Annotated in this window: 9 protein-coding genes and 3 pseudogenes; 4 read left to right on the top strand and 8 right to left on the bottom strand. The window is 41.9% G+C overall.

All coding sequences use genetic code 11. From position 1 onward, the window contains the following. A pseudogene (locus FC83_RS16870) lies at positions 1–320 on the bottom strand (IS30 family transposase); the annotation flags it as partial. Between FC83_RS16870 and FC83_RS17305 the strand changes: the two are divergent. The 3 genes and pseudogenes from FC83_RS17305 to FC83_RS06710 all read left to right on the top strand — a co-directional run. After that, a pseudogene (locus FC83_RS17305) lies at positions 311–553 on the top strand (heavy metal translocating P-type ATPase); the annotation flags it as partial. The pseudogenes FC83_RS16870 and FC83_RS17305 sit on opposite strands and share 10 nt — an antisense overlap. A gap of 176 nt (positions 554–729) precedes the next feature. Continuing rightward, a complete protein-coding gene (locus FC83_RS06715; RefSeq protein WP_003643543.1) occupies positions 730–1,050 on the top strand; it encodes a thioredoxin family protein in 321 nt (106 codons plus the stop codon). 23 nt (positions 1,051–1,073) lie between these two features. Beyond that, positions 1,074–1,343 (top strand): metal-sensitive transcriptional regulator, encoded by a 270-nt coding sequence (locus FC83_RS06710; protein WP_003643024.1) that lies wholly within the window; start codon positions 1,074–1,076, stop codon positions 1,341–1,343. A gap of 408 nt (positions 1,344–1,751) precedes the next feature. On the opposite strand, the pseudogene FC83_RS17040 reads toward FC83_RS06710, so the two are convergent. From FC83_RS17040 to FC83_RS06680, 7 genes and pseudogenes are all read right to left on the bottom strand, one after another. Then, a pseudogene (locus FC83_RS17040) lies at positions 1,752–1,968 on the bottom strand (helix-turn-helix domain-containing protein); the annotation flags it as partial. A gap of 142 nt (positions 1,969–2,110) precedes the next feature. Further along, positions 2,111–2,611: an acyl-CoA thioesterase gene (locus FC83_RS06705; RefSeq protein WP_003645113.1), complete on the bottom strand. Its 501-nt coding sequence runs from the start codon at positions 2,609–2,611 to the stop codon at positions 2,111–2,113. 206 nt (positions 2,612–2,817) lie between these two features. Further along, entirely contained in the window at positions 2,818–3,630 is an 813-nt protein-coding gene (locus tag FC83_RS06700) for a LysR family transcriptional regulator (protein ID WP_338028701.1), read from the bottom strand. Between the two features lie 107 nt (positions 3,631–3,737). Further along, the gene (locus FC83_RS06695) at positions 3,738–4,616 is read right to left on the bottom strand and encodes an IS3 family transposase (protein ID WP_259912530.1); all 879 of its coding nucleotides are present in this window, start codon (positions 4,614–4,616) and stop codon (positions 3,738–3,740) included. 17 nt (positions 4,617–4,633) lie between these two features. Beyond that, entirely contained in the window at positions 4,634–4,885 is a 252-nt protein-coding gene (locus FC83_RS06690) for an IS3 family transposase (RefSeq protein WP_002816285.1), read from the bottom strand. A gap of 198 nt (positions 4,886–5,083) precedes the next feature. Continuing rightward, on the bottom strand, positions 5,084–5,668 hold the full coding sequence (locus FC83_RS06685) for a recombinase family protein (RefSeq protein WP_014940867.1): 585 nt from the start codon (positions 5,666–5,668) through the stop codon (positions 5,084–5,086). 510 nt (positions 5,669–6,178) lie between these two features. Further along, positions 6,179–6,673 (bottom strand): C39 family peptidase, encoded by a 495-nt coding sequence (locus tag FC83_RS06680; protein WP_057002564.1) that lies wholly within the window; start codon positions 6,671–6,673, stop codon positions 6,179–6,181. A gap of 75 nt (positions 6,674–6,748) precedes the next feature. On the opposite strand from FC83_RS06680, the gene FC83_RS06675 reads away from it, so the two are divergent. Beyond that, positions 6,749–7,506, top strand: a 758-nt coding sequence (locus FC83_RS06675) for an IS30 family transposase (RefSeq protein ID WP_057002565.1), incomplete at its 3' end; no start/stop codon positions are given.

Raw genomic sequence — 7,506 nt, 5'->3', positions numbered from 1 at the left:
CTAATGTGCTCAAAATAAGTCCCCTTAGGATAAAAATAGCGTAAGTTCCGATTAAAGCGTTCATTACTACCACGTTCAGCTGGCGTATAAGCATGGCAGTAATAGGTCTTAATACCATATTGTGATTCAAGTGATACTAGCCCACTAAACTCAGTGCCACGGTCCACAGTAAAGCTGTGCACCGGACCATTAAAAGTGGTTAGGAACTTAGTTAGGGCTTCATTAACAGTCGCTGTCGTCCGATCTTTTAACCGGTATGCCCAAAGGAACCGTGATTTGCGATCGATTAAAGTTAATAAAACTGCCTTACTATGCCCACGGTCTCGCCAAGAAAACTGTCTCGAACACTCGTGAAAACATCTTCATCGCCATTGCCACCGTGGCCTTCCTACTGATTGGGCTAATCTTCGGTTATATCTACATGGCCAGTGGGATGTTTGTCCATGAAGCTAGTATCTTAGTCGTTATCCTCAACGCTATGCGGTTAATCAATTTCCAAACCAAGTTCGACAAGCACCAACCAACTAAAACCATTCAAGCAGCCACAGCTTAATCAAGTCTCCCCAACTTGGTTACAGGCCTAGCCACCAATAGCGGCCCACCAACTAGTCTTCCCAGCTAGTCGGGGGGCCGCTTTAGGACTGGTCACATCTGGACAAATAACTTGCTTATAAATACCAATGGGGGTATATTGTTTAATGAATAATAATTACTAAGGAGTCATTCAAAATGATTAAAGAAATACATGACCAAGATTTTGCCAAAGAAACAGATACTGGTATCGCCGTTATTGATTTTCGCGCAGACTGGTGCCCACCATGTCGCATGATGGACCCAATTCTTAAGTCCCTTTCTGAAGACCCAGCTTACAAGGATCAGGTCAACTTCGTTTCATTGAACATTGACCATGACCAAGCTACGGCCAGTCAATTCCAAGTTCAAGGAATTCCAACCTTCCTGATTAAGAAAGATGGCCAAGTCGTCAGTCACATGGTCGGAGCACGTCCTAAGCCTGATTTTGAAGCCGAACTCAAAAAAGCACTTGCCTAATTACGAAGGGGGCATCATGAATCATGGCAACTACTGAAGAATATGTCACTAGCAAGCAGATCAAGACCCGGCTGAAACGCTCGGCTGGTCAACTGGACGGCGTTTTACGTATGATGGACGAAAATCGTCCTTGCGAAGATGTCTTGGTTCAACTTTCAGCAGTGAAATCAAGTATCGACAAGGCCATGAAACTCGTCATCGCCCGTAATATTAATAATTGTGTAGATGCGATGACCACGGCTGATGTTCAGAATCTTGAACACTCCTTGGATCTACTGCTAAAAACCAAATAACGCAAAAAGGACGGTGTCGTCAATCTCGCGGTAAAGCGAACCCCCTGATCTGGAGTAAATCCAAACTCAGGGGGTTTATTTTATTCCGAAGAAAACAATTTTTTGCTCCAGATTTATCAATCATTCGTCTCGTGAATTCTCACAAATCTACAAATGTGTTCACACTATATTTGCAGGCCTGTCCTATAAAATGAATGATTCTGATCTCTTACAAACATTTTCTTAGCCGGAGTATTCTGTGCAGAAAATCAAAAATATCTACGCTTTCCAAGCCACCATTAAACCCGGCGAAAGAAGCCATAACTGATCAGAGTAACTATCAAAGTCACAGATTACACTTTTCTGGGAAACAATATCATGAAAAAAATTCATTTAAATCTTCCTAATCATAATACGGAAATTTTTTGTCAAAATATCGCTCAGCTTAGTTTTCCGACCACATCGTGATCGCTTGTATTCGGCATCTGTTTGTGCTAATTCAGCCTGATAAGGTTGACATCGAGATAATTCATAAGAAATTGTTGACGGTGATCAGTTCAGCCGAACGCCCATTTGGATATTGGACAAGCCCTAGTTCACAAAAGGTTTCGATTTTAATTCGTTCGGAATAGGTTATACTAGACAAAAGATCAGCTCCTAAAAGATGGGTTTGTGGTAAACACCATTTTAAAGGAAGCTGATCTTTTTTGTCCGAACAGCGTTCGGATTAATTTTACAATCTACCTACAATTTAACAAGTCTCACCAAAATTGTCAATTTAAATCGATTCACCACGGCAATTCAACGCTAATGTGCGCATTAAAGTCTTGCTGGCGCTTTAGTTTGGCTAACCGGGCGGCCTGCCGCTCTTGATAGCCCTGAGCAACAAACGTGTATTCTGGTTTATCAGCGACTAACAGTGGTAATTCAATATTACGGTCCGTCACCACGAACGTTGAAAAGCAGGTCAATCCCAAAAACCGTTCGCCGGTCTTCAAGTGTTCACCAATAATTTTAGTAAATACCTCGATTGAGCGGTGACCAACGCCCGAAACGTAAGATTCCGCACACATTGAGTCTTGTAACCGAAACGGCAATAAAAAATTGACCTGATCGACTGACACGGTCACCGTCTCAATTCGAGCCACTCGCGATGCGGCAATCGATGAATTATCATCGATAGTCGCCAAGATTTTTCCGCCGAAAACCGTGTCGTGCTCATTCAAGTCAGCTGAAAACACACGGTGATTGCTAATTGATAAAGTCTGTGAAATATGAATTGGTTCCATGTCTGCACCCCGTCATCTTTAATTATTTTTATTTATATCACTGCAAACGACCTACAATGTGATTAAAACAGACTAGCTAGCTCGATTGTTGTTCGGACACGTCCTTCCTGCTACGACCACCGAAACCGACTGCTTTTATCCTTATGTCATCGTCGGCTTTGATTCCGATTCAAGACACATCGTTAGAATGTGATCAACCGCCACAATTAATCTGAAAGTGATTGGCTATACTTCGTCGCAAACGCCCAAAATTTAGCAACCACGGCAGCGTGATTATCTGGACGCTTCATGAAAGCCATCTGACTGCGAATAGTAGGCGTCAGTGGAACTGCTTTAATGTTGTCAAAACCAGTGAGATCAAATGACCGCGCCATGACAACCGAGACACCATCACCCTGATTCAGCATTTCTAAAATGAGATCAATTCGTTGACCATCATAAACCATCTGTGGCGTATGCATTTTTTGAAATACCGAAAACAACGGGTTATCTTCACCGATGGTATCTTTCAATAATAAAATTGATTCATGTGCCAGCATCGGCAGACTAATCTCAGCTTGTTGCGCCAACGGATCGTCTTTCGGAACAAGGACCACAAACTGATCGGTCTCATTCAATAAAACGTCATAATTATTGGGTTGATCCCCGAAAATCCGTGTAAATACAATGTCGACATTCGTATGATCCAGTGCATGCGCTAACCGATCGACACTCGCCTCACTAAATTGTAATTTCACTTCCGGATACCGCTTCATAAATGCCGTGATAATATGAAAAGCTTGGTATTGTGCTAAAGATGGTAGTCCCTGAACAACCAGCGACTGCGCATTATGAGCGGTATTAGCGGCCAGAACTTGTTGTAGCTGACGCTCTTCGCGCAGAATTGCTTGGGCCCGTGGCAATAATTGTTGCCCAACCCGTGTTAACGTGACTTGCCGATGCGCACGTTCAAATAATTGGACCTGCCAATCGCGCTCTAAAGCCATAATGTACTTTGAAATGGTTGGATTGAAGTCAATATTTGAGACAGATTTTAAGAGACATTCAGAACCGCGTTTACCTTCCACAGCTCAAATAAATCATTAATCGTGATTAATAACTTATTTGAACCCTGGAAAGCATTAAATCAGGCGGCCATTTGGCTCGTAAGTGTTGCGATTTCAACTTGTAAGGGGGTCTGGTAGCCCAGTGAACTATGAATTCTCTTCCTATTGTAGAAAGCATGCACATATTCAAAAAGGACGGCAGCGGCAGTTTCATAATCTTCAAAGACCGGCACTGGATAAACACATTCCTTTTTGAGGGAAGCGTGAAAGGATTCCATTGGCGCATTATCATACGGACAACCCTTACGGCTGTATGAGTGGCGGATATGTAGCTCAGTTAAACGTTGATTGTAATCATCGCTGGTATACTGTGATCCTAAATCCGTATGGATAATCAGGTCCCCAGTAATGGTTCGATTTTTAACCGCGCTTTCAAGGGTCTTTAAGACTAAATCAGTATCCATCTTTTTTGAGAACGAATAACCGATAATCCGTCGTGAGTGCAGGTCCATGATGGTTGATAAGTAACACCAGCCATTACGCTTCGTTTGAATATAGGTCATATCAGCGGTCCATTTTTGATTTAAACCAGTGGTCGAGAAATCCTGCTTAAGCAAGTTGGGACGCTGTTCAACCTTGGTTTTGGAAGCCGAAGCCGCTTTCCACTTATTGACGGTAACGGAGTGGATATCCAGTTCCTTCATGAGCCGGGAAATCCGTCGTGGACTGCACCGAAGCTGCAGTGGTTGAAGTTCCAGATTCAATTCATGGTGGATCTTCATAACACCGTATCGCTGCTTAAATTCCGCAAAGATCCGCAGAATCCGTTGTTTCAAGTCCGCATCTTCGGCCCGGCGTTTTGAGGGTTTGGGGGATCGATAACGATAATACTGAGCTCTGGAAACACCGAGGATTCGGCACATCTTGGTTACCTGGTGGTGATGGCTTTCTTGGTGAATGTAATCAAAGATATTGGTTACTTCTGCGCAAGGAAGCCCAGGGCTTTTTTTAGGATTTCGTTCTCCTCAGACAGCGAAGCCAGTCGCTTTTCCATCGCTTTGATTTCGTCTGGCGATTTACCGGATTGAGTTTTGGCCTGGCCCTGGATCCACTTATGAACTGTTGAATAGCCAATGCCATATTCTCTGGCCAGTTGAGCAGCTGATTCGCCTTGTTTATATAGGTTGATGATGTTTTGTTTGAATTCTTTGTCGTAACGAGTTGGCATGTAAAAATTCCTTCCTTTTGAGAGACGATTTATTCATTATGCGCTCCCTTCAATGGTTGTCTTCGCAAACACCATTTTACAGGGATTCATATCATGAGTCTCTTTTGTTGCACTTAAAGTGTAAATTCAAGCCATATATCTGTTATTTCACTCCTATTTAAATTTTTTCTTCACTGCCCTGCTTATTTAATGAGAAATTTATCTATACACACTGAATTTCTTTCGATACCGAATAAAGGTTGTCCGCTTAATCCCAGTATTTCGAGCCACATCCACATCGCTCATACCATTTTGATAAAGTTTAAAGGCATGTAACAAACGGGGATCATCTTCAGCGTATTGAGGCTTGCGACCATGATATTTGCCCTGCTGTTTGGCTAGGGAAATCCCTTGTTGCTGACGCTCAATGATCCGCTTACGTTCACTTTCAGCTTGGTATTTATAAAGTTCAATAATGAGGTTGGTCATGAGTTGACGTAAATTGGGGTCAGCAATCCCTGTCATTGACGGTAAATTCAACACATCTAGGGTGGCACCCTTATTTTGAATGGAGTTCATGATCTTAGTCAAATCATGGTTGTTTCTGCCTAAGCGATCTAATTCAGTGACCATTACAATATCACCCTCACGAATATAGGCCAGCATTTTTTGCAGTTCTGGCCGATTAGTGTTAGCTCCACTTAATTTATCCGTAAATAATTTATCAACGTCTTTTAAAGCCGCTAACTGTCGATCTAAATGTTGCTCCTTGGAACTCACACGCGCATAACCGATTTTAGCCATTTCCAATTCTCCTTTTGGACAGTTCTAATGAACACTTGTAATTCCTAGTATAGCACAGAAATAAAAAAGTCCAATAGGGTATGCCCTAATGGCCAAAAAGCTCAATTGATTTAATGGATTATGCTGTGTCGATTCAAATCTAATAAGTCTTTGAAATTTCATGTGCAATATGTGATGGATCTGGATAAATGAAGCTTTCCGTTATCCCCACGCTTTCCAGCTCGGACCTTATTGAAGCTTTTTTGCAATGTGGTATAACAAAGGCCATTGGTTTTGGTTGTGGATCAATGGAATCAGAAAGAAGTCTTAATATGTTTATTCTAGTTTGAGTCCGCTTTTGGACTTCATCGGAATTAAGAGCCACTTGGTTTAACACCGAAAGATTTTGTGAAAAAAATGTATCAGGTTGCAACATATTATTAATTGGATAGAGATATAACCATTAATTATGATTGGTTATTAATAAAACAAGGAGTTGAGGCAAAATCATTTTGCCCCAACTCCTTGTTTTTAATAGCTTAAAGCCATTTGTTGTTTGTTATGCCAGATTTTATAGAACGCATCTTCAGGCAATGAGCCCTGCTTTTTCGTCCAACAATCGTTAAAATAAATTGTTGAGTTGTTAAACCCCGTCATTAATAGGGCATGGGTGTGAAATCCGTCAAATTCACCAACCCATATGACAATGGGGTGACCTGTTGCACTTAAATACTGTTTTAGATTGGCCAATGGTTGACCGCTCAAATTGACAGCGTTTCCTGCATAGGTTGTCACTAAATCTGTGAGTGCAGATGGGTAAATACTATCACCATCATCAGTGAATGGATTACCAACAAATCCCTGATTGGGGTCAGTCGGATGGTAGGGCATTTCATGTGCCAGCTGAACTTTGTCAACAACGGCACCTGCATATTGAAGCATCATTGTGGTGGCAGTAATCTCGCAGCCGGTTGGGAGTTCTGGGCGCTGAGCAATAACGGGGATTGATAGTTTGTATGAAGACATATAATTGTAGCTCCTTGCATTTTATTAATCGATAGTAGTTTTGACGGCACTAGTCATTGCGTCATCGCTTAAAGCCTGTCCAATATCCAAATGAGCGATCGCCTAAAACGATCACCTGCCACAATTTCTTATGAATTAGCTCGATGTGAACCTTACCAGGCCGAAGTGGCCCAAACAGATGCCGAATACAAGCGGTCACGATGTGGCCGAAAGACTAAATTGAATGACAAGTTAAGGCAAATAATTTTAAACCATTTACGGCTAAGTTGGTCACCAGAAATGATAGCTCACGAATTTAAACTAGCGACTAAATCAATTTATAATTGGTTAAATCAAGGAAAAATTGAGTTTTCTTTAAATGATTTGCCTGAACATGGCGTGCGCCAACGGCGTAACCTTGACCAACGTTCTAAATATAATCAATCATTAGGACGGTCAATTGAACAGCGACCCATCGTGGTTAATCGACGTAATCGCATCGGTGATTTTGAATTAGATACAATTGTTGGCCCCCGTGGGCATAGTAAGGCAGTTTTATTAACCTTAATCGATCGCAAATCACGTTTCCTTTGGGCCTACCGATTAAAAAACCGGACAGCAGTAACTGTTAATGAAGCCCTAAATAAGTTTCTAGCAACTTTTAATGGCCCGGTGCATAGTTTTACGGTGGACCGTGGCACTGAGTTTAGCGGTCTAGTATCACTTGAAGCACAATACGGTATTAAGACCTATTACTGCCATGCTTATACGCCAGCTGAGCGCGGCAGTAATGAACGATTTAATCGGAACTTACGCTATTTTTATCCTAAGGGGACTTATTTTGAGCACATTAG

Origin of the sequence: Agrilactobacillus composti DSM 18527 = JCM 14202, from assembly GCF_001436375.1 — a bacterium.
GTDB classification, from domain to species: domain Bacteria; phylum Bacillota; class Bacilli; order Lactobacillales; family Lactobacillaceae; genus Agrilactobacillus; species Agrilactobacillus composti.
Note: the sequence above shows the minus strand (reverse complement) of the source record. Positions and strands in the feature narration are given on the sequence as shown.

What these genes read in the sequence shown, in the direction of transcription:
- FC83_RS06715 (WP_003643543.1), top strand. Translation starts at nt 730, where the DNA reads ATGATTAAAGAAATACATGACCAAGATTTTGCCAAAGAAACAGATACT.
- FC83_RS06710 (WP_003643024.1), top strand. Translation starts at nt 1,074, where the DNA reads ATGGCAACTACTGAAGAATATGTCACTAGCAAGCAGATCAAGACCCGG.
- FC83_RS06705 (WP_003645113.1), bottom strand. Translation starts at nt 2,611, where the DNA reads ATGGAACCAATTCATATTTCACAGACTTTATCAATTAGCAATCACCGT.
- FC83_RS06690 (WP_002816285.1), bottom strand. Translation starts at nt 4,885, where the DNA reads ATGCCAACTCGTTACGACAAAGAATTCAAACAAAACATCATCAACCTA.
- FC83_RS06685 (WP_014940867.1), bottom strand. Translation starts at nt 5,668, where the DNA reads ATGGCTAAAATCGGTTATGCGCGTGTGAGTTCCAAGGAGCAACATTTA.
- FC83_RS06680 (WP_057002564.1), bottom strand. Translation starts at nt 6,673, where the DNA reads ATGTCTTCATACAAACTATCAATCCCCGTTATTGCTCAGCGCCCAGAA.